The organism is Pseudomonas subflava, from assembly GCF_023823685.1.
GTDB classification, from domain to species: Bacteria; Pseudomonadota; Gammaproteobacteria; order Pseudomonadales; family Pseudomonadaceae; genus Aquipseudomonas; species Aquipseudomonas subflava.
On the sequence record NZ_JAMXBF010000008.1, the window covers coordinates 16699 to 42006 of the forward strand.

Annotated in this window: 27 protein-coding genes; 16 read left to right on the forward strand and 11 right to left on the reverse strand. The window is 67.0% G+C overall.

Translation table 11 applies throughout. The annotated features are described in order from the left end of the window. Nucleotides 1–5: 5 nt before the first annotated feature. A complete protein-coding gene (locus NF616_RS12840; RefSeq protein ID WP_252273680.1) occupies nucleotides 6–1148 on the reverse strand; it encodes an MFS transporter in 1143 nt (380 codons plus the stop codon). A 150-nt stretch (nucleotides 1149–1298) separates the two neighbouring features. Beyond that, complete coding sequence (locus tag NF616_RS12845) at nucleotides 1299–2792, reverse strand: aldehyde dehydrogenase (protein WP_252273681.1); 1494 nt, start codon at nucleotides 2790–2792, stop codon at nucleotides 1299–1301. Nucleotides 2793–3006: 214 nt separating this feature from the next. On the opposite strand from NF616_RS12845, the gene NF616_RS12850 reads away from it, so the two are divergent. Further along, nucleotides 3007–3369: a cupin domain-containing protein gene (locus NF616_RS12850; RefSeq protein ID WP_252273682.1), complete on the forward strand. Its 363-nt coding sequence runs from the start codon at nucleotides 3007–3009 to the stop codon at nucleotides 3367–3369. A 268-nt stretch (nucleotides 3370–3637) separates the two neighbouring features. On the opposite strand, the gene rpmG is transcribed toward NF616_RS12850, so the two are convergent. Beyond that, a complete protein-coding gene (rpmG, locus tag NF616_RS12855) occupies nucleotides 3638–3793 on the reverse strand; it encodes a 50S ribosomal protein L33 (RefSeq protein WP_021702025.1) in 156 nt (51 codons plus the stop codon). A gap of 10 nt (nucleotides 3794–3803) precedes the next feature. Continuing rightward, the gene (gene rpmB / locus NF616_RS12860) at nucleotides 3804–4040 is read right to left on the reverse strand and encodes a 50S ribosomal protein L28 (protein WP_021702024.1); all 237 of its coding nucleotides are present in this window, start codon (nucleotides 4038–4040) and stop codon (nucleotides 3804–3806) included. A 323-nt stretch (nucleotides 4041–4363) separates the two neighbouring features. On the opposite strand from rpmB, the gene NF616_RS12865 reads away from it, so the two are divergent. Beyond that, nucleotides 4364–5938 (forward strand): ABC transporter substrate-binding protein, encoded by a 1575-nt coding sequence (locus NF616_RS12865; RefSeq protein WP_252273683.1) that lies wholly within the window; start codon nucleotides 4364–4366, stop codon nucleotides 5936–5938. Here NF616_RS12865 and radC read toward each other — a convergent pair. Further along, on the reverse strand, nucleotides 5935–6609 hold the full coding sequence (gene radC / locus NF616_RS12870; RefSeq protein ID WP_252273684.1) for a RadC family protein: 675 nt from the start codon (nucleotides 6607–6609) through the stop codon (nucleotides 5935–5937). The genes NF616_RS12865 and radC overlap by 4 nt on opposite strands. Before the next feature lie 162 nt (nucleotides 6610–6771). Between radC and coaBC the strand changes: the two genes are divergently transcribed. The 4 genes from coaBC to argB all read left to right on the forward strand — a co-directional run bounded on the left by coaBC (nucleotide 6772) and on the right by argB (nucleotide 12011). Next, complete coding sequence (gene coaBC, locus NF616_RS12875) at nucleotides 6772–7980, forward strand: bifunctional phosphopantothenoylcysteine decarboxylase/phosphopantothenate--cysteine ligase CoaBC (RefSeq protein ID WP_252273685.1); 1209 nt, start codon at nucleotides 6772–6774, stop codon at nucleotides 7978–7980. Between the two features lie 23 nt (nucleotides 7981–8003). Next, nucleotides 8004–8459 (forward strand): dUTP diphosphatase, encoded by a 456-nt coding sequence (dut, locus tag NF616_RS12880; protein ID WP_252273686.1) that lies wholly within the window; start codon nucleotides 8004–8006, stop codon nucleotides 8457–8459. 1213 nt (nucleotides 8460–9672) lie between these two features. Then, entirely contained in the window at nucleotides 9673–11079 is a 1407-nt protein-coding gene (gene algC / locus NF616_RS12885) for a phosphomannomutase/phosphoglucomutase (RefSeq protein ID WP_252273777.1), read from the forward strand. 23 nt (nucleotides 11080–11102) lie between these two features. Further along, a complete protein-coding gene (argB, locus tag NF616_RS12890; RefSeq protein WP_252273687.1) occupies nucleotides 11103–12011 on the forward strand; it encodes an acetylglutamate kinase in 909 nt (302 codons plus the stop codon). A gap of 18 nt (nucleotides 12012–12029) precedes the next feature. Here the strand turns inward: argB and NF616_RS12895 are convergent, their stop codons facing one another. Beyond that, complete coding sequence (locus NF616_RS12895; RefSeq protein WP_252273688.1) at nucleotides 12030–12638, reverse strand: DUF4124 domain-containing protein; 609 nt, start codon at nucleotides 12636–12638, stop codon at nucleotides 12030–12032. 16 nt (nucleotides 12639–12654) lie between these two features. After that, nucleotides 12655–13296 (reverse strand): orotate phosphoribosyltransferase, encoded by a 642-nt coding sequence (gene pyrE, locus NF616_RS12900; RefSeq protein ID WP_252273689.1) that lies wholly within the window; start codon nucleotides 13294–13296, stop codon nucleotides 12655–12657. A gap of 92 nt (nucleotides 13297–13388) precedes the next feature. Between pyrE and crc the strand changes: the two genes are divergently transcribed. Continuing rightward, nucleotides 13389–14168, forward strand: a complete 780-nt coding sequence (gene crc / locus NF616_RS12905; RefSeq protein ID WP_252273690.1) for a catabolite repression control protein Crc — start codon at nucleotides 13389–13391, stop codon at nucleotides 14166–14168. 220 nt (nucleotides 14169–14388) lie between these two features. Here crc and NF616_RS12910 read toward each other — a convergent pair whose 3' ends face one another. From NF616_RS12910 to rph, 3 genes are all read right to left on the reverse strand, one after another. Then, nucleotides 14389–15324, reverse strand: a complete 936-nt coding sequence (locus NF616_RS12910; RefSeq protein ID WP_252273691.1) for a DUF808 domain-containing protein — start codon at nucleotides 15322–15324, stop codon at nucleotides 14389–14391. 64 nt (nucleotides 15325–15388) lie between these two features. After that, nucleotides 15389–15754 (reverse strand): DUF4870 domain-containing protein, encoded by a 366-nt coding sequence (locus NF616_RS12915; protein WP_252273692.1) that lies wholly within the window; start codon nucleotides 15752–15754, stop codon nucleotides 15389–15391. 23 nt (nucleotides 15755–15777) lie between these two features. Beyond that, nucleotides 15778–16497, reverse strand: a complete 720-nt coding sequence (gene rph, locus NF616_RS12920; RefSeq protein ID WP_252273693.1) for a ribonuclease PH — start codon at nucleotides 16495–16497, stop codon at nucleotides 15778–15780. Nucleotides 16498–16651: 154 nt separating this feature from the next. Here rph and NF616_RS12925 point away from each other — a divergent pair, with 154 nt between their 5' ends. From NF616_RS12925 to NF616_RS12950, 6 genes are all read left to right on the forward strand, one after another. Further along, a complete protein-coding gene (locus NF616_RS12925; RefSeq protein ID WP_252273694.1) occupies nucleotides 16652–17515 on the forward strand; it encodes a YicC/YloC family endoribonuclease in 864 nt (287 codons plus the stop codon). A gap of 39 nt (nucleotides 17516–17554) precedes the next feature. After that, nucleotides 17555–18175 carry a guanylate kinase gene (gene gmk, locus NF616_RS12930; RefSeq protein ID WP_252273695.1) on the forward strand — a complete coding sequence of 207 codons (621 nt, stop codon included), beginning with the start codon at nucleotides 17555–17557 and terminating at the stop codon, nucleotides 18173–18175. 190 nt (nucleotides 18176–18365) lie between these two features. Then, nucleotides 18366–18632: a DNA-directed RNA polymerase subunit omega gene (rpoZ, locus tag NF616_RS12935; protein ID WP_252273696.1), complete on the forward strand. Its 267-nt coding sequence runs from the start codon at nucleotides 18366–18368 to the stop codon at nucleotides 18630–18632. Between the two features lie 62 nt (nucleotides 18633–18694). After that, nucleotides 18695–20806, forward strand: coding sequence for a bifunctional GTP diphosphokinase/guanosine-3',5'-bis pyrophosphate 3'-pyrophosphohydrolase (gene spoT, locus NF616_RS12940; RefSeq protein WP_252273697.1), 2112 nt, complete (start codon nucleotides 18695–18697; stop codon nucleotides 20804–20806). 38 nt (nucleotides 20807–20844) lie between these two features. Beyond that, nucleotides 20845–21225 carry a RidA family protein gene (locus tag NF616_RS12945; protein ID WP_252273698.1) on the forward strand — a complete coding sequence of 127 codons (381 nt, stop codon included), beginning with the start codon at nucleotides 20845–20847 and terminating at the stop codon, nucleotides 21223–21225. A 5-nt stretch (nucleotides 21226–21230) separates the two neighbouring features. After that, on the forward strand, nucleotides 21231–21962 hold the full coding sequence (locus NF616_RS12950) for a hypothetical protein (RefSeq protein ID WP_252273699.1): 732 nt from the start codon (nucleotides 21231–21233) through the stop codon (nucleotides 21960–21962). Here the strand turns inward: NF616_RS12950 and NF616_RS12955 are convergent. Beyond that, entirely contained in the window at nucleotides 21959–22813 is an 855-nt protein-coding gene (locus tag NF616_RS12955; protein ID WP_252273700.1) for an NAD-dependent epimerase/dehydratase family protein, read from the reverse strand. The genes NF616_RS12950 and NF616_RS12955 overlap by 4 nt on opposite strands. Before the next feature lie 163 nt (nucleotides 22814–22976). Between NF616_RS12955 and exbB the strand changes: the two genes are divergently transcribed. The 3 genes from exbB to NF616_RS12970 are packed head-to-tail and all read left to right on the forward strand — an operon-like array spanning nucleotide 22977 to nucleotide 25234. Further along, complete coding sequence (gene exbB, locus NF616_RS12960) at nucleotides 22977–24089, forward strand: tonB-system energizer ExbB (RefSeq protein ID WP_252273701.1); 1113 nt, start codon at nucleotides 22977–22979, stop codon at nucleotides 24087–24089. Between the two features lie 3 nt (nucleotides 24090–24092). After that, complete coding sequence (gene exbD / locus NF616_RS12965; RefSeq protein ID WP_252273702.1) at nucleotides 24093–24518, forward strand: TonB system transport protein ExbD; 426 nt, start codon at nucleotides 24093–24095, stop codon at nucleotides 24516–24518. Next, nucleotides 24515–25234: an energy transducer TonB gene (locus NF616_RS12970; protein WP_252273703.1), complete on the forward strand. Its 720-nt coding sequence runs from the start codon at nucleotides 24515–24517 to the stop codon at nucleotides 25232–25234. Before exbD ends, NF616_RS12970 begins: the two co-directional genes overlap by 4 nt. Nucleotides 25235–25308 lie beyond the last annotated feature (74 nt).

Below are 25308 nucleotides of genomic sequence, written 5' to 3' on the forward strand. Positions count from 1 at the left end.
CGAACCTAGCGTTCGACGGCCGGCAGCCCCGCCTTGTCGCGCCAAGCAAGCCAGACGAAACCGGCCGCGCCGATAGCCATCACCAACGGCAGCGCGTGGCCACTCAACCACTGGCTGGCGGCGCCGGTCAGCAGCGGCCCGACCAGACAACCCAGGCCCCAGAGCTGCGCCACGTGGGCATTGGCGCGGACCAGCTCGTCGTCGCGGAAACGCTCGCCGATGAGGATCAGCGACAGGGTGAACAGCCCGCCCGCACTGGCGCCGAACAGCACCCACAGCGGCCAGATCAGCGGCGTGTGCAGCAGCATCGGCACGCTCAGGCTGGACAGCAACAGGACCAGGCCGCAGGCGCGGAACAGCGAGCTGCGCGGCAGGCGGTCGGCGAGCCAGCCGATCGGCAGCTGCAGGGCCGCGTCGCCGACCACCACCACGCTGGCCATCAGCAGAGCCACGTCCTGGCTGAAACCCTGCTGCAGGCCGTACACCGGCAGCAGGGTGAGCATCATCGCCTCGAACGCGGCGAACAGGCCGACCGCCCAGGCGATGGTTGGCATGCGCCGGCAGAAGTCGAACAGGCCGCGGCCCGAGGCGCTGTGGGCGTCGACCCGCGGCGCGCCAGTGCGGCCGAGCAGCGCCAGCGAGCCGAAGATCAGCAGCCCGGTGCCGGTCCAGAAACCCAGGTCGGTATCGGTGCCGAGCAGCGTCAGCAGCAGCGGCCCGGCCAGCTGGCTGAGCGCGTAGCCGGTGCCATACAGCGCCACCAGACGACCGCGCCACTTCTCCACCGCCAGCTGGTTGATCCAGCTCTCGCCGAGGATGAACACCACGGTCAGCGCCACCCCGAGGAACAGCCGCAGCCCCAGCCACACCGGGTAGTGCTGGACCAGCGCCAGCAGCGCCACCGACAGCGCGCCGAGCAACAGACACAGCTGCATCACCAGGGTGGTGCCCAGACGCGCGGCGAGCCGCCCGGCGACCAGCGAGCCGAGCAGCACACCGACCGCCGGGGTCGCCGCCATCACGCCGATGGCGAAGTTGCCATGTCCCCAGCCTTCCAGCCGCAACGACACCAGCGGCATGGTCACGCCCAGCGCCAGACCGATGCTGATGACCGCGGCGCACACCGCGAAGTAGGTTCCCCAGCGCATGACGTTTCCATCCCTCGAAAGCAGTGCGGCCGGGTTTCCAGAGAAACCCGGCCGCAGGTGTGGCTCACAGGGAGCCGGCTCTTCCCGGGAAGAGCGGACCTTCACAACAGGACTGACCGGGCGAACCGCGCCCGGATCCGGTCTCGAGCGTTACAGCTTGATCCAGGTGGCCTTCAGCTCGGTGTACTTGTCGAAGGCGTGCAGCGACTTGTCGCGGCCGTTGCCGGACTGCTTGAAGCCACCGAACGGCGCGGTCATGTCGCCGCCGTCGTACTGGTTGATCCACACGCTGCCGGCGCGCAGGGCCTTGCCGACCAGGTGGGCGCGCGACAGGTTGCTGGTCCACACGCCGGCGGCCAGGCCGTAGACGGTATCGTTGGCGATGGTCACGGCTTCCTCGACGCTGTCGAAACCGATCACCGACAGCACCGGGCCGAAGATCTCTTCCTTGGCGATGCGCATGGCGTTGCTCACGCCGTCGAACACGGTCGGCTCGACATAGGTGCCGCCGGTTTCTTCCAGCACGCGCTTGCCGCCGGCGACCAGCTTGGCGCCGTCGTCGTGGCCGGCCTGGATGTAGCTGAGCACGTTGTTCATCTGCGTGGTGTCGACCAGCGCACCGACGTTGGTCGCCGGGTCCAGCGGGTTGCCCGGCTTCCACGCCTTGATCGCCTCGACCACCATGGGCACGAACTTGTCCTTGATCGAGTTTTCCACCAGCAGGCGCGAGCCGGCGGTGCACACCTCGCCCTGGTTGAAGGCGATGGCGCTGGCCGCGGCCTCGGCGGCCGCCTGCAGGTCGGGGGCATCGGCGAAGACGATGTTCGGGCTCTTGCCGCCGGCCTCCAGCCAGACACGCTTCATGTTCGATTCACCGGCGTAGATCATCAGTTGCTTGGCGATCTTGGTCGAACCGGTGAACACCAGGGTATCGACGTCCATGTGCAGAGCCAGGGCCTTGCCGACGGTGTGGCCGAAGCCCGGCAGCACGTTGAACACGCCGGCCGGAATGCCGGCCTCGATGGCCAGCTGGGCGATCCGGATGCCGGTCAGCGGCGACTTCTCGGACGGCTTGAGGACCACGGAGTTGCCGGTAGACAGCGCCGGGCCGAGCTTCCAGCAGGTCATCAGCAGCGGGAAGTTCCACGGCACGATGGCGGCGACCACGCCGACCGGCTCGCGGGTGACCAGGCCCAGCTCGTTATGGGCGGTGGCGGCCACCTCGTCGTAGATCTTGTCGATGGCTTCACCGCTCCAGCGGATGGCGCGCGCGGCGGCCGGCACGTCGACGCTCAGCGAGTCGCCGATCGGCTTGCCCATGTCCAGGGTCTCCAGCAGGGCCAGCTCCTCGGCGTGGGCCTCGATCAGGTCGGCGAAGCGGATCATGACCTTCTTGCGCTCGACCGGCGCCAGGCGCGACCACACGCCGGAATCGAAGACGGCGCGCGCGACCTGCACGGCGCGCTCGGCGTCGGCGGTATCACAGCTGGCCACCAGGCCGAGCAGACGACCGTCGACCGGGCTGATGCACTCGAAGGTGGCGCCGGACACCGCATCGGTGTACTGGCCCTGAACGAAGGCGCGGCCCTCGATCTTCACGCTCTTGGCGCGCTGTTCCCAGTCGGCACGGGTCAAGGTAGTCATGCAAGGAGTCCTCGGTGGAGGCGTGTGGCAAATCGACAACACGCACTGGCAATTATTCTGTCAGGCCGATTGCCGGCCGGGATGTGCCGCCACACTAAACCAGAGCGCTCGGCATTTTCAATATTTTTGACAGAACGGCGAACAGCGCCTTGCAATGTTCGTTTTATCAAACATAGACTGCCGCGATTACCATTCCAGACCACAGGATGCCGCCATGCACATCGACCAGATCGTCGACTTCGCCAGCGCCGGAACCGCGCCCGAGCACTACCGCCCCGCCGCCGAGAAGGTGCTCAAGGGCGACCCCGAGCAGAGCGTGCGCAACCACTACGGCAGTCCTTGCGGCCAGTTCAACGTCGGCATCTGGGAAGGCGCGGTGGGCCAGTGGACCATTCACTACACCGAGCACGAGTACTGCGAGATCCTGCAGGGCGTGTCGGTGATCCGCGACGAGGACGGCAACGCCAAGACCGTGCGCGCCGGCGACCGCTTCGTCATTCCCGCCGGGCTCAAGGGCACCTGGGAAGTGCTGGAGCCCTGCCGCAAGGTCTATGTGATCTTCGAGGCCAAGGCCTGAAGTTCGCCCAAGGCCATGCTGCGCGTCGGCCATACTGAGCTGAAAGCGGCCTCGGGCGGCTCAATTTACAGCTCGTAAACTCCCCGCCCTCGGCCGCTTTCGCCTTGTCTGGCTTAGCTCGCATAGCCTTGAACGAACTTTAAATACCGTTTGATCCTGCGACACCCTGCTAGCCCGCATCCCCCTGCGGGCTTTTTTCCGCCCGTCCTTTTTCGCAGGCAAGAAAAAACCCGCCGAGGCGGGTTTCTTCGTACAAGGGCCCGATCAATTACTTGATCTTGGCTTCCTTGTAGGTCACGTGCTTACGGACGACCGGATCGTATTTCTTGATCTCGATCTTGTCCGGAGTGGTGCGCTTGTTCTTGTCGGTGGTGTAGAAGTGGCCGGTACCGGCGCTGGACACCAAACGGATCAGTTCACGCATGATTAGCTCCTTAAACCTTTTCGCCGCGAGCGCGCAGCTCGGACAGCACTACGTCGATGCCGCGCTTGTCGATGATGCGCATGCCCTTGGCGGAAACGCGCAGACGCACGAAGCGCTTCTCGGACTCGACCCAGAAGCGATGGTGCTGCAGGTTCGGCAGGAAACGACGACGGGTTTTGTTGTTAGCGTGGGAAACGTTGTTCCCGGTAACCGGACCCTTACCGGTTACTTGACAGACTCTCGACATGCCTCAGCCCTCTAAACCACATGCCCAACCCGGCATGGGTTGGCCGCTTGAACTCAATAGTCATTTGGCGCTCAGCGCCGCGTTTCTCGGGGGTCTTACCGGCGCTTGGCGTTACCGCTGGACCGGGCCCCTAGAAAAGAGCGCTGCTTTATACCAGAACACCCGGTCACCCGCAAGGATCGCGACACCCGGCAAATCCACGCAGCGGCCAGAGCCGGCGCCACTTCAAGACATCGCCTGGGCTACCGCTCGTCGCCCGATTCGATTGTCGCCGCGGGCTCTTTTGCTCTAGGGTTGGCCTCTCGCCCTTCGGAGGATTCGCGATGCGCCTTGCCGCCCTGCCCCTGCTGCTCGCCCCTGTGCTGAGCCAGGCCGCCACTCTCAGCGTGTGCATCGAGGCCAGCCCGGATGGCTTCGACGTGGTGCAGTACAACGCCCTGACCACCACCAACGCGTCCGCCGATGCGCTGATGAACCGCCTGGTGGACTACGACGCCGTGGCGGGCAAGCTGGTGCCCAGCCTGGCCGTGCGCTGGGAGGTCTCCGCCGACGGCCTGAGCTGGACCTTCCAGCTGCGCCCGGGAGTGAAATTCCAGCACACCGAGTGGTTCGCCCCCAGCCGCGAACTGAACGCCGACGACGTGCTGTTCAGCTTCCAGCGCATGCTCGACCCGGCCCATCCCTGGCACAAGGTCGCCGCCAGCGGCTATCCGCACGCGCAGTCCATGCAGTGGCCGGCGCTGATCGAACGCATCGAGGCGCCGACGCCGATGAGCGTGCGCTTCGTGCTCAAGCACCCGGACGCCACCTTTCTCGCGACCCTGAGCATGGGCTTCGCCTCTATCTATAGCGCCGAGTACGCAGGCCAGCTGCTGGCCGCCGGCACGCCGGAGAAGCTCAACGCCCAGCCGGTGGGCACCGGCCCCTTCGTGCTCAAGCGCTTCCAGAAGGATGCGGTGATCCGCTATACCGCTAACCCGGACTATTTCGCCGGCAAGCCCGCCGTCGACGGCCTGGTGTTCGCCATCACCCCCGACGCCAACGTGCGCCTGCAGAAACTCAAGCGCGGCGAATGCCACATCGCCCTGTCGCCCAAGCCGCTGGACGTGCAGGTGGCGCGCCAGGAGCCGAAGCTGGCGATCAGCGAGACGCCGGCCTTCATGACCGCCTTCGTCGCCCTCAACAGCCAGCATCCGCCGCTGGACAAACCGCAGGTGCGCCAGGCCATCAACCTGGCCTTCGACAAGGCCAGCTACCTGAAGGCGGTGTTCGAGGGCAGCGCCACCCCGGCCAGCGGTCCCTACCCGCCAAACACCTGGAGCTACGCCAAGGACCTGCCCGGCTACGCCCACGATCCGGCCAAGGCCAAGGCGCTGCTGGCCGAGGCAGGTTTGGCAGAAGGCTTCAAGACCACGATCTGGACCCGCCCTTCCGGCAGCCTGCTCAACCCCAACCCGACCCTCGGCGCCCAGTTGCTGCAGGCCGACTTGGCCAAGGTGGGCATCCAGGCGGAAATCCGCGTGATCGAATGGGGCGAGCTGATTCGCCGGGCCAAGGCCGGTGAGCACGACCTGCTGTTCATGGGCTGGGCCGGCGACAACGGCGACCCGGATAATTTCCTGACCCCGCAATTCGCCTGCGCCTCGGTGCAGTCCGGGCTGAACTTCGCCCGCTATTGCGACCCGCAGCTGGACAAGCTGATCGCCGAAGGCAAGGCCGCCAGCGGCCAGGAGCAGCGCAGCGAGCTGTACCGGCAGGCCCAGGCCGTCATCCAGCAGCAGGCCCTGTGGCTGCCTTTGGCCCACCCCACCGCATTCGCCCTGCACAACGACAAGGTCAGCGGCTATCAGGTCAGCCCGTTCGGCCGCCAGGACTTCTCCAGGGTGCGGCTGGACTAGGCCCAGCCGTATTCGGCCATGGACAGCGGCTCGCCGTCGCCGACGATGAAATGGTCGAGCACCCGCACCTCGATCAGCCCGAGCGCCTCCTTGAGCCGCTCGGTGAGCAGGCGGTCGGCCTGGCTCGGCTCCGCGACGCCGGACGGGTGGTTGTGCACCAGGATCGCCGCCGCCGCGTTGTGTGCCAGGGCGCGCTTGACCACCTGCCGCGGGTAGACGCTGGCGCCGTCGATGGAGCCGAAGAACAGCGCCTCGAAGCAGATCACCCGGTGCTTGGCATCGAGAAACAGGCAGCCGAACACCTCGTGCGGCTCGTGGCGCAGGCGCGCCTTGAGGTAGTCGCGCACCGCCTGCGGGCTCTCCAGCGCCGAGTCACGCTTGAGGCGTTCGGCCAGGTGGCGGCGGCCCATCTCCAGCACCGCCTGCAACTGGGCGAACTTGGCCGGGCCGAGACCGAGGCGCTGGCTGAACGAATCGAGGTCCGCCTCCAGCAACGCGCGCAGGCTGCCGAAGTCGGCGAGCAGATGGCGCGCCAGGTCCACAGCGCTCTGCCCCGCCACCCCGGTGCGCAGGAAGATCGCCAGCAGCTCGGCGTCGCTCAGCGCGGCCGCTCCCAGTTCCAGCAGTTTCTCCCGCGGGCGTTCCGCCGCGGGCCAGTCGCGAATGCTCATTCCACCTCCTGTGCAAAGCGTGCCGGCACCCTTGCCAGCCCGTGCAGCCCGCTGTTCCGGCGCAGGCCCTGTGCTATCTTAGCCCGGCTTTTTCGCATGGCGACCGAACTGGGGAGGGAGGTCGCGGTGCTGCTATCCACACCACATTATTAAGGCAGGCCTATGCAGCGGCTGTATCGGAAACGCATCGTCCTGGGCGTCGGCGGCGGCATCGCCGCCTACAAGAGCGCGGAGCTGATCCGCCGCCTGCGCGACCAGGGTGCCGAGGTGCGGGTGGTGATGACCCGCGGCGGCCGCGAGTTCATCACCCCGCTGACCCTGCAGGCCCTCTCCGGCCACCCCGTGCACCTGGACCTGCTCGACCCGGCCGCCGAGGCCGCCATGGGCCATATCGAGCTGGCCAAGTGGGCCGACCTGGTGCTGATCGCCCCGGCCACCGCCGACATCATGGCGCGCCTGACCCAGGGCGTCGCCGACGACCTGCTCACCACCCTGGTGCTGGCCACCGACGCCCAGGTCGCCCTGGCTCCGGCGATGAACCAGGCCATGTGGCGTGACGACGCCACCCAGACCAACGCCCAGGCCCTGCAGAAACGCGGCCTCCACCTATTCGGCCCGGCGTCCGGCAGCCAGGCCTGCGGCGACGTCGGCCTCGGCCGCATGCTCGAGGCGCACGAACTGGCCCAGCGCGCCGCCGACTGCTTCCAGTGGCAGGCCCTGACCGGCAAGCACGTGCTGATCACCGCCGGCCCGACCCAGGAAAACATCGATCCGGTGCGCTACATCACCAACCACAGCTCCGGCAAGATGGGCTTCGCCCTGGCCGAGGCCGCCGTGGAGGCCGGCGCCAGGGTGACCCTGGTGACCGGCCCGGTGCACCTGCCGACGCCGGACCGGGTCAACCGCATCGACGTGGTCAGCGCCCGCGACATGCTGGCCGCCTGCGAGGCCGCCATGCCCTGCGACCTGCTGATCGCCTCCGCCGCCGTGGCCGACTATCGCCCGGAAGTGGTGGCCCCGCACAAGATGAAAAAGGACCCCACCACCGGCGACGGCCTGCTGCTGCAGCTGGTGCGCAACCCGGACATCCTCGCCACCATTGCCGGGCGTGAAGATCGTCCGTTCAGCGTGGGCTTCGCCGCAGAAACCGAGAACCTGCTCGACTATGCTGCGCGCAAGCTGAAGGACAAGAACCTCGACCTGATCGTCGCCAATGACGTGGCCAACCCCACCATCGGTTTCAACAGCGAAGAGAACGCCATCACCGTGATCGACCGCGAACTGCGGGCCAGCGCCTTCGCCCAGACCAGCAAGAGCAAGATCGCCCGCCAGTTGGTGGCCTTCATCGCCGAGCGCTTCAACCGCGCCTGATCCACTCGTTTACGGAACCCGACATGCACGCTCTGCAAGCCAAGATTCTCGACCCGCGCCTGGGCAGCGACTTCCCGCTGCCGCAATACGCCACGCCGGGCTCCGCCGGCCTCGACCTGCGCGCCCTGCTCAAGCAAGACACCGTGCTCGAGCCGGGCCAGACCCTGCTGATCCCCACCGGCCTGTCCGTGTATATCGGCGACCCCGGCCTGGCGGCGCTGATCCTGCCGCGCTCCGGCCTGGGCCACAAACACGGCATCGTGCTCGGCAACCTGGTCGGCCTGATCGACTCGGACTACCAAGGCGAGCTCATGGTGTCCTGCTGGAATCGCGGCCAGACGCCATTCACCATCGCCGTCGGCGAGCGCATCGCGCAGCTGGTATTGGTGCCGGTGGTGCAGGCGCACTTCGAGCTGGTCGAGGAGTTCGACGCCAGCCAGCGCGGCGCCGGCGGCTTCGGCCACTCCGGTAGCCACTGAAACGCCCGCACGGGATCACTTGCCAGGGAGACGTTGCGTGAAATTCAAGCGTGCAACCAAGGACACCGCCCCACTCGTCGACACCGCACCCGCCAAGCCTGCCCGGGCGGGCAACGATCAGAAGGCCCTGCTGCCGGGCGCCATCGCCGCCCTGGGCGGGCTGATCCTGGCCGGCGCGCTGATCGGTTTCGGGCTCAATGGCAGTGGCCAGGCTCGGCAACAGCAGCTGGTCGAGGCCTGGGGCAGCGGCCAGGCCGGCGCACTCCAGCAGGCCCAGCGCCAGTTGCAGGCCGACACCCTGGCCGCGGCCAACGATCCGGCCCTGCTGGCGGCCCTGCAGAGCGACGACCGCAGCCTGATCGGCGTTGCCGAGCGCGGCCTGCAGCACTGGCAAGGCGTGGTCGATGCGCATATCAACCTGCCGGCCCGCGCCTCCCTGGACGTGGGCCGTACCGGCCCGATGAACTTCGCCGCGCTGGACATGCTGCGCCGCCTGGAAAACGGCCAGCAACCGGCGATCGAGGCCTACAGGGTCGGCGAGCGCTGGCTGGCCTACAGCGCCGCCCCGCTGCGCACCGCCGGCAGCGAACAGCTGCAGGGCACCCTGCTGCTGGTCGTCGACCTGCAACGTCTGCTCGCTGCGCTGCCGGCCCTGCCGGCGGAGGCGGGTCAGGTCCAGCTCGCCCAGCAGTTCGGCGACGGCGCGCCGCAGGTCCTGCTGCAACGTGGCAGCGCCGGCGATGCCGCGGCCCAGCGCTTCGACACCGGCAACCCGAACTGGAAGCTCGACTTCACCCCGGGGCCAGGCATGGGCGGCCTGCCGCTGTCGCCGGTGATCCTGGGCGTCGCCGCCCTGCTGGCCCTGGCCGGCGCGCTGCTCGGCCTGATGCTCACCCGCAACCACCTGCTCGGCCGCCTGCGCGGCGATGTGCAGCAACTGGCCGGAATGCTGCAGGAGCTTTCCAGCGGAAAGTCGGTCAAACCCTTCGCTCTTCATTTCGCCGCCCTCGACGGGCTGGCGCAGAGCCTGGCGCGCCTGCCGCGCCCCAAACAAGAAGCCCCGATACATGGGGCCGGCAGTTCCTCGATCACTGCCCCCTCGGCGGCGTCCAGACCCGTGCAGTTGGCGGACCCGCTGTTCCAGGCCACCGATATCCTCGATATCGACATTCTCGACGAAGACCAGGACCTCCTGGGATTGGAGCAACCCCTCATGGATAGCGCCGTGCAAAACGTACAGACCCCACCGAAACTCCCCGCCAGCATCTTCCGCGCCTACGACATCCGCGGCGTGGTCGGCGACACCCTGACTCCCGAGGCCGCCTACTGGATCGGCCGCGCCATCGGCTCCGAGAGCCTGGCCCAGGGCGAGCCCAACGTCGCCGTCGGCCGTGACGGCCGCCTGTCCGGCCCGCAGCTGGTGCAACAGCTGATCCAGGGCCTGCTGGACTGTGGCTGCCAGGTCACCGACATCGGCATGGTGCCGACTCCGGTGCTGTACTTCGCCACCCACGTACTGGAAGGCAAGTCCGGCGTGATGCTCACCGGCAGCCACAACCCGCCGGACTACAACGGCTTCAAGATCGTCATCGCCGGCGACACCCAGGCCAACGAGCAGATCCAGGGCCTCAAGGCGCGCATCGACAACAACGACCTGGCCAGCGGCGTCGGCAGCGTCGAGCAGATCGATATCCTCGACCGCTACTTCAAGCACATCCGCGACGACATCGCGATGGCCAAGCCGATCAAGGTGGTGGTCGACTGCGGCAACGGCGTGGCCGGGGTCATCGCGCCCAGGCTGATCGAGGCCCTGGGATGCAGCGTGATCCCGCTGTTCTGCGAGGTGGACGGCAACTTCCCCAATCACCACCCGGACCCGGGCAAGCCGGAGAACCTGGAAGACCTGATCGCCCGGGTGAAGAGCGAGGGCGCCGACCTGGGCCTGGCCTTCGACGGCGACGGCGACCGCGTCGGCGTGGTGACCAACACCGGCACCATCGTCTATCCGGACCGCCTGATGATGCTGTTCGCCAAGGACGTGGTCTCGCGCAATCCCGGCGCCGACATCATCTATGACGTCAAATGCACCCGCCGCCTGGGCGCGCTGATCAGCGGCTACGGTGGCCGCCCGGTGATGTGGAAGACCGGCCACTCGCTGATCAAGAAGAAGATGAAGGAAACCGGCGCCCTGCTGGCCGGCGAGATGAGCGGCCACGTGTTCTTCAAGGAGCGCTGGTTCGGCTTCGACGATGGTATCTACAGCGCCGCGCGCCTGCTGGAAATCCTTAGCCAGGATCGCCGCGATGCCGAGCACGTGTTCTCCGCCTTCCCGCTGGACATCTCGACGCCGGAGATCAACGTCACCGTCACCGACGAGAACAAGTTCCGCCTGATCGAGAGCCTGCAGCGCGACGGCGTGTGGGGCGAGGCCAACCTGACCACCCTGGACGGCGTGCGCGTCGACTACCAGAAGGGCTGGGGCCTGGTCCGCGCCTCCAACACCACGCCGGTGCTGGTGCTGCGCTTCGAGGCGGAGACCGAGGAGGAGCTCACGCGCATCAAGGAAGTGTTCCGCGCCCAGCTATACAACGTCGCTCCCGACCTCAACCTGCCGTTCTGATCCGCCCCGGAGTCCGTTCCACCATGAACCTCAATCGTGATGCCGCCACTCAAGTCGCCAAGGTCCTGTCCGAAGCGCTGCCCTATATCCGTCGCTTCGTCGGCAAGACGCTGGTCATCAAGTACGGCGGCAACGCCATGGAAAGCGACGAGCTCAAGGAAGGCTTCGCCCGCGACATCGTGCTGATGAAGGCGGTCGGCATCAATCCGGTGGTGGTGCATGGTGGCGGCCCGCAGATCGGCGATCTGCTTAAGCGCCTGTCGATCGAGAGCCACTTCATCGATGGCATGCGCGTGACTGACGCGCAGACCATGGACGTGGTGGAGATGGTGCTCGGCGGCCAGGTCAACAAGGACATCGTCAACCTGATCAACCGCCATGGCGGCAGCGCCATCGGCCTGACCGGCAAGGACGCCGAATTGATCCGCGCGAAGAAACTGACCGTGAGCCGCCAGACCCCGGAGATGACCCAGCCGGAAATCATCGATATCGGTCACGTGGGCGAGGTGACGGGCGTCAACACCGAACTGCTGAACATGCTGGTCAAGGGCGACTTCATTCCGGTGATCGCCCCGATCGGCGTGGGCGCCGACGGTGAGTCCTACAACATCAACGCCGACCTGGTCGCCGGCAAGGTGGCCGAGGCGCTGAAGGCCGAGAAGCTGATGCTGCTGACCAACATCGCCGGCCTGATGGACAAGCAGGGCGAGGTGCTGACCGGTCTGACCACCGAGCAGGTGGACAGTCTGATCGCCGACGGCACCATCTACGGCGGCATGCTGCCGAAGATTCGTTGCGCCCTGGAGGCCGTGCAAGGTGGCGTGACCAGCGCGCATATCATCGACGGTCGCGTACCGAATGCGGTGCTGCTGGAGATCTTCACCGACAGCGGCGTCGGCACCCTCATCACCAACCGCAAGCGCCACCACTGACGGCGCCGCGCGGCGGGGTCACTCGCCGCGCAGCTCTATCAGGCGCGCGCGGTCGGCGGCGAACGAAACCTCGGCGTCCTTGCGGGTCTGTCGGTAGCGCTCGATGCTCTTTTCCACACTCGCCTGTTCGGCCTTGAGATTGTCGATCTGCACCAGCAGGTGCTCGGGCACCTGGCGTCCCGCCCGCTCGAACTCGGCGGCTTTCGCCTGCAGGTTGGCCTGCTGGGTGCGCAGGGAGAGCAGATTGCTTTGCGCGACGCTGATGGTACCGTCCAGCTCCGCCAGCTTGCGATCACGAGCCCGCTCGACGTCGGCCGGTTCGGAATAGATGCGCAGCAACTGGGCATCGGACTTGGCCTTGGCCTTTTCCTCAGCCAGACGCTTGCGCTCCTCGAAGCTCGGCGCCGGTGGCACGACACGAATCACCCTGCCCCCGTCGTTCAGCACCTCATAGCCCTTGGAGATGTACTCCGTCGGCACTCCTTGCCGGCTGAGCACAACCCTGCCCTGGCTGTCCGTGTAGCGATAGTACTCGACAGAAGAGTCGGCCTTGGACGGCTGCGCAGCCACCGCGGCCTGAGACAGGACTGTCGCAACGAACACGGCGAGGAGCAACTGCTGGGGCATGAGCCAATCCTTCTAGTCAGATACCGTACTGCGCGCGGTAGGCCTCCACCGCCGGCAGGTGCTTCTTCAGCTCGGCATCGCCGGCGAGATAATCCAGCACCTGCTCCAGCGAGACAATGCTGACCACCGGCATGCCGTAGTCGCGCTCCACTTCCTGGATCGCCGACAGCTCACCCTGGCCACGCTCCTGGCGGTTCAGCGCGATCAGCACACCCGCCGCCTGGGCGCCCTGGGCCTGGATGATCTGCATCACCTCACGAATCGCGGTGCCGGCGGTGATCACGTCGTCGACGATCATCACTCGACCGGCCAGCGGCGCACCGACCAGGGTGCCGCCCTCTCCGTGGTCCTTGGCTTCCTTGCGATTGAAGCACCAGGGCATGTCGCGTTCATGGTGCTCGGCCAGAGCCACGGCGGTGGCCGCGGCCAGCGGGATGCCCTTGTAGGCCGGTCCGAACAGCACGTCGAAACTAATGCCGGCATCCACCAGCGCGGAGGCATAAAAACGCCCCAGCTTGGCCAGGGCCAGACCGCTGTCGAACAGGCCGGCATTGAAGAAATAGGGGCTGGTACGCCCGGATTTGAGCGTGAACTCACCGAAGCGCAGCACGCCGCGCTCGATGGCAAAACGGATGAATTCGCGTTGATACGCCTGCATGCAAAGCTCCGTACGGCACGGATTTAGCTGTGAATTTAGCTAATGGGAATGAGCTCGGGTATCATACACGCAGGTGTTTTTGGGGGCCATTTATGCGGATCATCAGTGTGAACGTGAATGGTATTCAGGCCGCGGTCGAGCGAGGTTTGCTCAGCTGGCTGCAGGCCCAGAATGCCGACGTGATCTGCCTGCAGGATACAAGAGTCTCCTCCTTCGAACTGGACGATCCGGCCTATCAGCTGGATGGCTACTTTCTCTACGCGGCCGATGCCGAAGTGCCCGCCCAGGGTGGCGTGGCGCTCTATTCGCGCCTGCAACCCAAGGCGGTGATCCACGGCCTCGGCTTCGAGATGGCCGACCGTTACGGACGTTATCTGCAGGCCGACTTCGACAAGGTGAGCATCGCCACCCTGTTGCTGCCGTCCGGCCTGAACGGCGACGAGAGCCTGAATCACAAGTTCAAGTTCATCGACGACTTCACCGGTTACCTGGACAAGCAGCGCCGCAAGCGCCGCGAGTACATCTACTGCGGCTCGCTCTACGTCGCGCACCAGAAGCTGGACGTGAAGAACTGGCGTGACAGCCAGCAGCTACCGGGCTTCCTCGCGCCGGAGCGCGCCTGGATGGACGAGGTGATCGGCACCATGGGCTACGTCGACGCGTTGCGCGAAGTCAGCCGCGAGGGCGACCAGTACAGCTGGTGGCCGGACAGCGAACAGGCGGAGATGCTCAATCTCGGCTGGCGCTTCGACTATCAGCTGCTCACGCCGGGCATGCGCCGGATCGTGCGCAACGCCAAGATGCCGCGCCAGCCGCGCTTCTCCCAGCATGCGCCGCTGATCGTCGACTACGACTGGCTGCTCAGCGTTTAAGCAGCCAGTTCGCCCCAAGCCTCACAGCCTGTCTACGATCTTTTGAGCTAGAGCCAAGGCGGGGCTGGGCAAGGGCGCGGAGCAATGAGCGGACTCATTGCACTTGCCGTTCGGGCCGCGCCAGACGCGTTAGCCGCAAGCCGCGCTCCGAGCCCATCCGACCAGCCCGCAGTCGTTACTGCGTTGCAACGCAGCCTGGCCGACGATCTTCGGCAGGCTCTCAGGCGCGCAGCGCGCTCCAGGCCTTGCCCGCGGCACTCACCACGGCCAGCACCAGCGCACCCACCAGCACACCGAACAGCGCGTCGATCAGGGTTGGTGCCAGTACGGCCAGCACACCGCCTGCCGCCGGTATCGCGTGGATCGCTTCGACCCAGTGATGGATCAGGTCGTGAGCGCCCGGGATGCCATGGGTGAGAATGCCGCCGCCGACCATGAACATGGCCGCGGTACCGACCACCGACAGCAGCTTCATCAGCCACGGCGCCAGCCAGAGGATGCCGCGGCCCAGGCTCTGCGCCGCCGCGCTGGCGCGCTGGCTCAGGTACAGGCCGGCGTCATCCAGCTTGACGATGCCGGCGACCAGGCCATAAACACCCACCGTCATCAGCACGGCAATGCCGGACAGCACCAGCACCTGCTGCATGAAGGCCTGCTCCGCGACGACGCCGAGGGTGATGGCGATGATCTCGGCCGAGAGGATGAAGTCGGTACGCACCGCGCCCTTGATCTTGTCCTTCTCGACGGCCTCGATGTCCACCGCGGGGTCGGCGAGTGCCTGGACATGCTCGGCGTGGTGCCGCTGGTCCTCCTCCTTGCTGTGCAGGAACTTGTGCGCCAGCTTCTCGAAACCCTCGAAGCAGAGGAAGGCACCGCCGATCATCAGCAGCGGCGTCACCAGCCAGGGCGCGAATGCACTGATCAGCAGCGCCGCCGGCACCAGGATCAGCTTGTTGATCATCGAGCCCTTGGCCACCGCCCAGACCACAGGCAGCTCGCGCTCGGCCTTGACCCCGGTGACCTGCTGGGCATTCAGCGCCAGGTCGTCGCCCAGCACGCCGGCGGTCTTTTTCGCCGCCAATTTGGTCATCACCGAGACGTCGTCCAGCACGCTGGCGATGTCGTCGAGCAGAGTTAACAGACTGGCTCCGGCCACTTCCGATTTCCTTATGTGAGTGGATGCAGATGCAGAAAAAGGCCCCGCATGCGGGGCCGGCGAATCACTTGATCAGCCGCCAACACAGCGGGTAACGGTAGGACCGCCCCTCGTTGGCCTTGATTCCGCCGATGATGGTCAGCACCAGGGCGGCCAGGCCGAGCAGCGGCAACAGCAGGAAGCCGATCACGACCACGGCCAGCAGCATGCACACCAGCGCGGCGATGGACACGGTGATGTGGAAGTTGAGCGCCTCCTTGCCCTGGTCATCGACGAAGGGGTCGAGGTCGCGCTTGAGCTGCCAGACGATCAGCGGGCCGAGCAGGTTGCCGAACGGGATCAGCAACCCGGCGAAGGCCGCGAAGTGGCAGAACATCGCCCACTGGCGGGCTTCCGGGCTCGGGGTGGGGCTGAGGTTCTGCTCTTCCATGGGGCTCTCCGGGTGGATGGGGTTCAGTCGGCGAGGGCCGCGCGCTGCAATTCGAACAGCTCGCGCATGCCCTGCTGGGCCAGCGCCAGCATGGCATTCAGTTCTTCAGGCTGGAAGGGGGCGCCTTCGGCGGTACCCTGCACTTCGATGAAACCGCCGCCGTCGGTCATCACCACATTGAGGTCGGTCTCGGCGGCGGAGTCCTCGAGGTAGTCCAGGTCCAGCACCGGCTCGCCCTGGTAGATGCCCACGGACACGGCGGCGACCATCTGCTTGAGTGGCTCGCCCTTCAGCGCGCCGCGCTTCTTCAGCACCTTCAGCGCGTCGGCCAGCGCCACCATGGCGCCGGTGATGGAGGCGGTGCGGGTGCCGCCGTCGGCCTGGATCACATCGCAGTCGATGTAGATGGTGTTCTCGCCCAGCTTGCTCATGTCCAGCGCGGCGCGCAGCGAGCGGCCGATCAGGCGCTGGATCTCCAGGGTGCGGCCACCCTGCTTGCCGCGGCTGGCCTCGCGCTGGTTACGATCACCGGTGGCGCGCGGCAGCATGCCGTATTCGGCGGTCAGCCAGCCCTGGCCCTGCCCCTTGAGGAAGCGCGGCACGCCGGACTCGACGCTGGCGGTGCAGATCACCTTGGTGTCGCCGAATTCGACCAGCACCGAACCCTCGGCGTGCTTGGTGTAGTTGCGGGTGATGCGCACGGAACGCAACTGGGTGGAAGCACGGCCGCTGGGACGTTTCATCTGCTGATCCTGTAGAAAGCGAAAATCTCGGACGTCTCGACGCCCACCTGCCCGGCATTATAGGGCTGCCGGGAAGGCCACGGCACGCCCGATTGGGCCGACGGTCGCACTGGGTTACAATCCGGCCCCCATCCCCTTTCCTCGAGGTTCGCCCATGGTGCACAGCATGACCGCCTTCGCCCGCGTCGAGTCGGCGTCCGCCCACGGCACCCTGAGCTGGGAACTGCGCTCGGTCAATCACCGTTACCTGGAGCCGCACCTGCGCCTGCCGGACGCCTTCCGCGACCTCGAAGGCGCGGTACGCGAGGCCCTGCGCCAGGGCCTGTCGCGCGGCAAGGTCGAATGCACCCTGCGCTTCGCCGAGGAAGGCGCCGGCAAGAGCCTGCAAGTGGACGACGAACGCGCCCGCCAGTTGATCGCCGCCGCCGAACAGGTGGCCGCGCTGATCCGCCAGCCGGCGCCGCTCAATCCATTGGAAGTGCTCGGCTGGCCCGGCGTGCTGGTGGCCGATGCCGCCGACCCGCAGGCGCTCAACGCCGCCGCGCTGGGGCTGTTCGAGCAGGCCCTCGGCGAGCTGAAGAGCGGCCGCGCCCGCGAAGGCGCGGAACTGGCCAAGCTGCTGGGCGAGCGACTGGACGGCATCCTCGATGAAGTCGCCGCGCTGCGTGTGCTGGTGCCCGAGATGCTGGCCAACCAGCGGCAGAAGATCGAGGCGCGCTTCGCCGAGATGAAGGCCGAGCTGGACCCGCAACGCCTGGAGCAGGAGCTGGTGCTGCTGGCGCAGAAGAGCGATGTGGCCGAGGAGCTGGATCGCCTCGCCACCCACGTCACCGAGGTGCGCCGCGTGCTCAAGGCCGGCGGCGCCGCCGGCCGGCGCCTGGACTTCCTCATGCAGGAACTCAATCGCGAAGCCAACACCCTCGGCTCCAAGGCCTTCGACCCGCGCAGCACCCAGGCCGCCGTCAACCTCAAGGTTCTGATCGAGCAGATGCGCGAGCAGGTCCAGAACATCGAATAAGCCACCAGGCTCGAGCCACGCCCTCACCAGGACAGACAGATGACCGTCACCACCGGCACCCTCTACATCGTTTCCGCACCCTCCGGCGCCGGCAAGACCAGCCTGGTCAAGGCCCTGCTCGACAGCGAGCCGCACATCCGCGTCTCCGTCTCCCACACCACCCGCGCCATGCGTCCTGGCGAGGCGGACGGGGTCAACTATCACTTCGTCGACCATGAGCAGTTCGGCGCGATGATCCAGCGCGGTGAGTTCCTCGAGCACGCCCAGGTCTTCGACAACTGCTACGGCACCTCGCAGGTCTGGGTCGAGCAGACCCTGGCCCAGGGCCTCGACCTGATCCTCGAGATCGACTGGCAGGGCGCCCAGCAGGTGCGCAAGCTGATGCCCCAGGCCCGCTCCATCTTCATCCTGCCGCCGACCCAGGAGGCGCTGCGCCACCGCCTGACCAACCGCGGCCAGGACAGCGCCGAGATCATCGAGCGGCGCATGCGCGACGCGGTCAGCGAAATGAGCCACTACGTCGAATACGACTACCTGGTGATCAACGACGACTTCGCCCATGCCCTGGAAGACCTGCGTTCGATCTTCCGCGCCAACCGCCTGGTGCAGAGCAGCCAGCAACAACGCCACGCGGGACTGCTGAGCGAGCTGCTGGCCTGACCGCCGGCTCCGCAGCGCCATTCAGAGGTGTAATTCAGCTTCCTCGGCGCCGTTTGCCCGGCCTCACTTCGGCTCGCGAGCCCAACACCTATGCCGTGGGGCTTCCCTAAACGCTGGTGATTTTTTAGACTATCCAGTCCGCTCGCCCATCCGGGCCCAGCCTTATTTGCTATTTGCCACGAGGATCACCATGGCCCGCGTTACCGTTGAAGACTGCCTGGAGAACGTAGACAACCGCTTCGAGCTGGTCATGCTGGCCACCAAGCGCGCCCGTCAGCTGGCCACCGGCGGCAAGGAGCCGAAGGTCGCCTGGGAAAACGACAAGCCGACCGTCGTCGCCCTGCGTGAAATTGCCAGCAAACTGGTGGACGCTGAGTTCGTCGCCCAGGAAGACATCGTCGAGGAAGAGCCGCTGTTCGCCGCCGCCTTCGAGGAAGAGGCCAACGAGCCTCTGTAAGCCATGCCTGGTCGAAGCCACGCGGCACCGGGTAAAGCGCCGACTCGGCAGGGGGTGAACCCGTGCCGAGCATAGACACCCTCGCCGATCGACTTTCGACCTACCTGGCCGCGGATCAGGTCAACCTGGTCCGCCGCGCCTACTTCTACGCCGAGCAGGCCCACGACGGACAACGCCGCCGCAGCGGCGAGGCCTACGTCACCCATCCGCTCGCCGTCGCCAATATCCTCGCCGACATGCACATGGACCATCAGAGCCTGATGGCCGCGATGCTGCACGACGTGATCGAGGACACCGGCATCGCCAAGGAAGCCCTCACCGCCCAGTTCGGCGAGACCGTCTCCGAGCTGGTGGACGGCGTCAGCAAGCTGACCCAGATGGACTTCCAGTCCAAGGCCGAGGCCCAGGCCGAGAATTTCCAGAAGATGGCCATGGCCATGGCCCGCGACATCCGCGTGATCCTGGTCAAGCTCGCCGACCGCCTGCACAACATGCGCACGCTGGAAGTGCTGTCCGGCGAGAAGCGCCGGCGCATCGCCAAGGAAACCCTGGAAATCTACGCACCCATCGCCAACCGGCTGGGCATGCACAGCATGCGCGTGGAGTTCGAGGACCTCGGCTTCAAGGCCATGCACCCGATGCGCTCCGAGCGCATCCGCACCGCGGTCAAGCGCGCCCGCGGCAACCGCAAGGAAATCGTCGCCAAGATCGAGGAATCGATCACCGCCTACCTGCAGCGCGAGGGCATGGAAGGCGAGGTGATCGGCCGCGAGAAGCACCTCTACAGCATCTACCAGAAGATGCGCGGCAAGCGCCGGGCGTTCAACGAGATCATGGACGTCTACGCCTTCCGCATCATTGTCGACAAGGTCGACACCTGCTACCGCGCCCTGGGCGTGGTGCACAACCTGTACAAGCCCCTGCCGGGCCGCTTCAAGGACTACATCGCGATCCCCAAGGCCAACGGCTACCAGTCGCTGCACACCACCCTGTTCGGCATGCACGGCGTGCCCATCGAGATCCAGATCCGCACCCGCGAGATGGAGGAGATGGCCAACAACGGCATCGCCGCCCACTGGCTGTACAAGTCCGACGGCGACGACACGCCCAAGGGCAACCACGCCCGCGCCCGCCAATGGGTCAAGGGCGTGCTGGAGATGCAGCAGCGCGCCGGCAACTCGCTGGAATTCATCGAGAGCGTGAAGATCGACCTGTTCCCGGACGAGGTCTACGTGTTCACGCCCAAGGGCCGCATCATGGAGCTGCCGAAGGGCTCCACCGCGGTCGACTTCGCCTACGCCGTGCACACCGACGTCGGCAACAGCTGCATCGCCTGCCGCATCAACCGCCGCCTGGCGCCACTGTCGCAGGCCCTGGAGAGCGGCTCGACGGTGGAGATCGTCACCGCCCCCGGCGCACGGCCGAACCCGGCCTGGCTCAATTTCGTGGTCACTGGCAAGGCACGCACGCACATCCGCCACGCCCTCAAGCAGCAGCGCCGCTCCGAGTCCATCAGCCTGGGCGAGCGCCTGCTGAACAAGGCCCTCACCGGCTTCGACAGCCACCTGGAGAAGATCAGCGCGGAGCGCATCCAGGCCGTGCTCGGCGAATACCGTCTGGAGGTGATCGAGGACCTGCTGGAAGACATCGGCCTGGGCAATCGCATGGGCTACGTGGTCGCCCGCCGCCTGCTCGCAGAGACCGGCGAGGCCGCCTCGCCCAGTCAGGACGGCCCGCTGGCCATCCGCGGTACCGAGGGCCTGGTGCTCAACTACGCCAAGTGCTGCACGCCGATCCCCGGCGACCCCATCGTCGGCCATCTGTCCGCCGGCAAGGGCATCGTGGTGCACCTGGAAACCTGCCGGAACATCGCCGACATCCGCCACAACCCGGAAAAGTGCATCCAGCTCAACTGGGCCAAGGACGTGGCCGGCGAGTTCAACGTCGAGCTGCGCGTCGAGCTGGAACACCAGCGCGGCCTGATCGCCCTGCTGGCCAGCAGCGTCAACGCCGCCGACGGCAACATCGAGAAGATCGGCATGGACGAACGCGACGGCCGCATCAGCGTCGTCCAGCTGGTCATCAGCGTGCATGACCGCGTGCACCTGGCCCGCGTCATCAAGAAGCTGCGCGCGCTCAAGGGCGTCATCCGCATCACCCGCATGCGCGCCTGATCCCACCGCACATCCCACCCTCTGGAATCGGAGTTCCCATGAGCAAGACCGTCATCACTTCGCCCAACGCCCCCGCCGCCATCGGCACCTATTCCCAGGCGATCAAGGCCGGCAACACCGTCTACCTGTCGGGCCAGATCCCGCTGGACCCGAAGACCATGGAGCTGGTGCAGGGCTTCGAGGAGCAGACCGTGCAGGTGTTCGAGAATCTCAAGGCGGTGATCGAAGAGGCCGGCGGCTCGTTCAAGGACGTGGTCAAGCTGAACATCTTCCTCACCGACCTGAGCCATTTCGCCAAGGTCAACGAGGTCATGGGCCGCTACTTCGAGCAGCCCTACCCGGCCCGCGCCGCCATCGGCGTGGCCTCCCTGCCGCGTGGCGCGCAGGTCGAGATGGACGGCATCCTGGTCCTCGACTGAGCCCCATGCGCCGCCTGCTCGCGATCGCCCTGGCTGCCGGTCTGTCGGCCGGCTGTGCCGGCCCGCAGAGCCCGGACGGCACCTGGATCAACCAGCCGATCATCGACGCTGCGCGCGATGGCATTCCCCTGCGCGAGGCGCTGCTGGCCCACGGCCCCAACCTGGAATGGCGGCTGGACAGCCAGCGCGGCTTGGCCACCTACAGCAATGGTTTCGAGCTGCCGGAAGGGCGTCTCGAGGCCGGCGAGCCGGGACGCTGGCGGGTCGACTACCAGGGCGACTATCAGGAGCAGCTCGAGGTGCAGGGCGAAGCGCTGATCCAGCAGGCCAGCGCCCAGGGCCCCGAGCAGCGCTTCGCCCGGCCGGAGCATGTGGCCGAGGCCGGCGCACCGGTCGGCAGCAGCTTCGAATGGGCGCTGTACCAGGCCTACCTGGGCGGCGAATGGACGATCCGCGAGGGCGTCGGCGAGGGCGGCCTGGTGCTGTTCCACCCCGATGGCCGTCTCGAGGGATTGCCCGGCACCGAGCGCTACGCGCTGTGCCTGGCCGGCGACTGCGCCTCCATGGCCGGTGAGCACGACAGCCTCTGGCTGCAGCTCGGCAACCAGGGCTCACCCTGGCTGTTCGAGCGCGAAGGCGATCGCCTGCGCATCCTCGAGGCGCTCAACCAGTCCGCCCCGGACGAGGTGCCCACCTACCGCCCCGGGCGCCAGGCCTGGCTGCTGGAGCGCGACTAAACCGCCTCGCTCAGCACCGCGGCGTAGCCCTCGCGGTAGCTGGGGTACTGCGGCGCCCAGCCCAGGGCACGGGCGCGGGCGTTGCTGCAGCGCTTGCTGCCGGCGCGACGCACGCTGTTCTCCTCGGCCCATTCGGTCACACCGAGGCGCTCGCGCAGCCAGCCGACCACTTCGTGCAGCGGCGCCGGCTCGTCATCCACGCCCAGGTAGCAGTCGGCCAGTTCGGCGCCCTCGGCGTCGGCGCGCAACAGGAAGGCCAGCAAGCCGGCGGCATCGTCGGCATGGATGCGGTTGGCGTACAGCGGCGGCTCGCTGGCCACCCGATAACCCTGGCGGACCTGGTTGAGCAGCCACTGGCGACCGGGGCCGTAGATGCCGGTCAGGCGCACCAGGGTGGCCGGCAAGCCGCTGGCCAGGGCCAGCTCCTCGGCCTCGCGCATGATCCGCCCGGAATAGCCCTGGGCCTCGGCCGGGGAACGCTCGTCGATCCACTCGCCGCCAGCCTGGCCGTAGACCCCGCTGCTCGACACGAACACCAGGCGCCGCGGCCGCTGGCCACGCTCGGCCAGCCAGCCCAGCACGTTGCGCAGGCCGCCGACATAGGCGCTGCGGTAACCCGCCTCGTCGTGCTGGCTGGCCGCCGCGCTGTACACCAGGTAGTCCAGCTCGCCTTGCGGCCAGGCGGCCGGGCATACCGGTTGCTGCAGGTCACCGGCCACCGGCAGGACCTCCGCGGGCAGCCGCGCGACATCGCGCCGCAGACCGTAAAGGGTCCAGCCGGACGGCGCCAGGCAGCGGGCCAGGCGGCTGCCGACATCGCCGCAGCCGGCGATCATCAGGGTCTTGGACATGGTGGTGCTACCTCTGGAGTGCGGAAATGGACGGCGCGCGGGCCGGGTAGAAAAGTTACATTATTGCTTTCACAAACAAGAATTACTTGCAATAATACAGGCCTTTTTTGCACAGGGTCGCATTCCGACCCGTGCGACCTCCCTCACTTCAGGTCCGGCCAGCATGAATTCTAACGCCCTCCGCGCCCAGCCAACCCTCGCTTCCCGCCTCGCCGTTCCGGCGCTGCTGTTCGGCCTTCTGCTGCCGTTCGGCGCGACGGCCGAGGAAGCCGCCCCGGTCGCCCAGCAGCCGGCCGCTACCGCGCCGAGCACCGCGCCGACCGACGCTGCGGGCACCACCACCCCGGCGGCCCCGACCGCGGAACAGGCGCCGACCGTGGCCACCCATCCGCAGGCCGAGGCACTCAGGGCCAAGCTGGACGCCCTGGGCGAGCAGGCCACCCCCGAGCAGCGCGAAGCGGCTCGCCAGGAATTCCTGCAGCAAAACGGCATCGCCGGCACCGATGCCGAGCAGCTGGCCGCCGCCCTGCAGGCGCTGGAAGCCGACGCCGCGGCCGAGCCGGTCGACGAGCCGGTGCTGCACGACCTCTCGCCCTGGGGCATGTACCAGGGCGCCGACCGCGTGGTGAAGAGCGTGATGATCGGCCTGGTACTGGCCTCGATCCTCACCTGGACCGTGTGGGTCGCCAAGGGCCTGGAGCTGATCGTCGCCCGCCGCCGCCTGCAGCGCGAACTGCCCGACCTCAAGGGCGCGCGTAGCCTCAACCAGGCCGCCGAGCAGGCCCGCGCCAAGCACAGCTTCAGCGCCCTGCTGATCGAGGACGCCCGTGAAGAGCTGCGCCTGTCCGCCGGCTGCAAGGAGAAGGAAGGCATCAAGGAGCGCGTCAGCTTCCGCCTCGAGCGCCTGGTCGCTGCCAGCGGCCGCAGCATGAGCCAGGGCACCGGCGTGCTCGCCACCATCGGTTCCACCGCGCCCTTCGTCGGCCTGTTCGGTACCGTCTGGGGCATCATGAACAGCTTCATCGGCATCGCCGAATCGCAGACCACCAACCTGGCCGTGGTCGCCCCTGGCATCGCCGAGGCCCTGCTGGCCACCGCCCTGGGCCTGGTCGCGGCAATCCCGGCCGTCGTCGTGTACAACGTCTTCGCCCGCTCCATCGCCGGCTACAAGGCCCAGGTGGCGGACGCCTCCGCCCAGGTCCTGCTGCTGGTCAGCCGCGACCTGGACCAGCCGTCCGGCGAGCGCGCCCAGGCTTCGATCGCCAAGGTGGGCTGATCCATGAGCCTGCATCTGCACGAGGGCGGTGACGACCTCCAGGAAAATCACGAGATCAACGTCACCCCGTTCATCGACGTGATGCTGGTGCTGCTGATCATCTTCATGGTGGCCGCGCCGCTGGCCACCGTGGACGTCAAGATCGACCTGCCGGCCTCCACCGCCAAGCCGGTGCCGCGCCCGGACAAGCCGGTGTACCTGAGCATCAAGGAAGACACCAGCCTGTACCTGGACAACCAGCAGATCGACCCGACCCAGCTCAAGGCCTCGCTGGACCGCATGACCGGCGGCGACAAGGAGAAGACCGTCTTCGTCCGTGGCGACAAGGGCGTAGATTACTCCGACCTGATGACCGTGATGGATCAGCTGCGCGGTGCCGGTTACCTGAAGATCGGCCTGGTGGGCCTGGAAACGGTCGGTAGCCAATGAGCCAAGCGCGTCGTCTGCCGCTGTGGGCCGTCAGCCTGATCGCCGTGATCGGGCTGCACATCGGCCTCTATTACCTGGCGCTGCTGTGGCGGCCGGCGGTTACGCCGATCATGCTGGAGCCCGCGGCCATGCTCATCGAGCTGGAGCCGGTGGTGGCACCGCCCGAGCCGACGCCGCCGGAGCCCATCGTCGAGCCGGAGCCCGAACCCATCCCCGAGGTGGTCGAGGCGCCGAAACCGAAGCTGGCGATCGTCAAGCCCAAGCCGAAACCCAAGGTCAAGCCGAAGCCGCAGCCGCCCAAGCCGGAGGTCAAGCCGCAGCCGGAGGCGCCCAAGGTCGCCAGCCAGGAAAAGGCCGCCGCGCCGGTCCAGGCTCCGACGCAGCAGCAGACCAGCCAGGGCGAGATCGACCGCGAGAAGGCGCTGTGGATGGCCAAGCTGCAGGCTTATCTGAGCAAGCGTCTGCACTACCCGGATCGCGAGCGGCGGATGAACCGCGTCGGCAGCAAGCACACGCTGCTGGTGAATTTCACCATCGACGCCCACGGCCGCATCCTCGCCAGCGAAGTGAAGACCTCCACAGCGCGCAACTCCTTCGACCGCGACGTGCAGCGCCAGCTGCGCCGGGCCAGCCCGGTACCGCCGCCGCCGAGCAAGGTGCTGAGCGGCAACAGCATGTCGATCGACTATCCGCTGAATTTCACCCTCACCCGCTGAGCCGGCTTCAGCCGGGCCGTATCTTTCGCTGCGGCCCGGTTGGTTCCATTGAATACAGTCGCTATGCTTGGCGA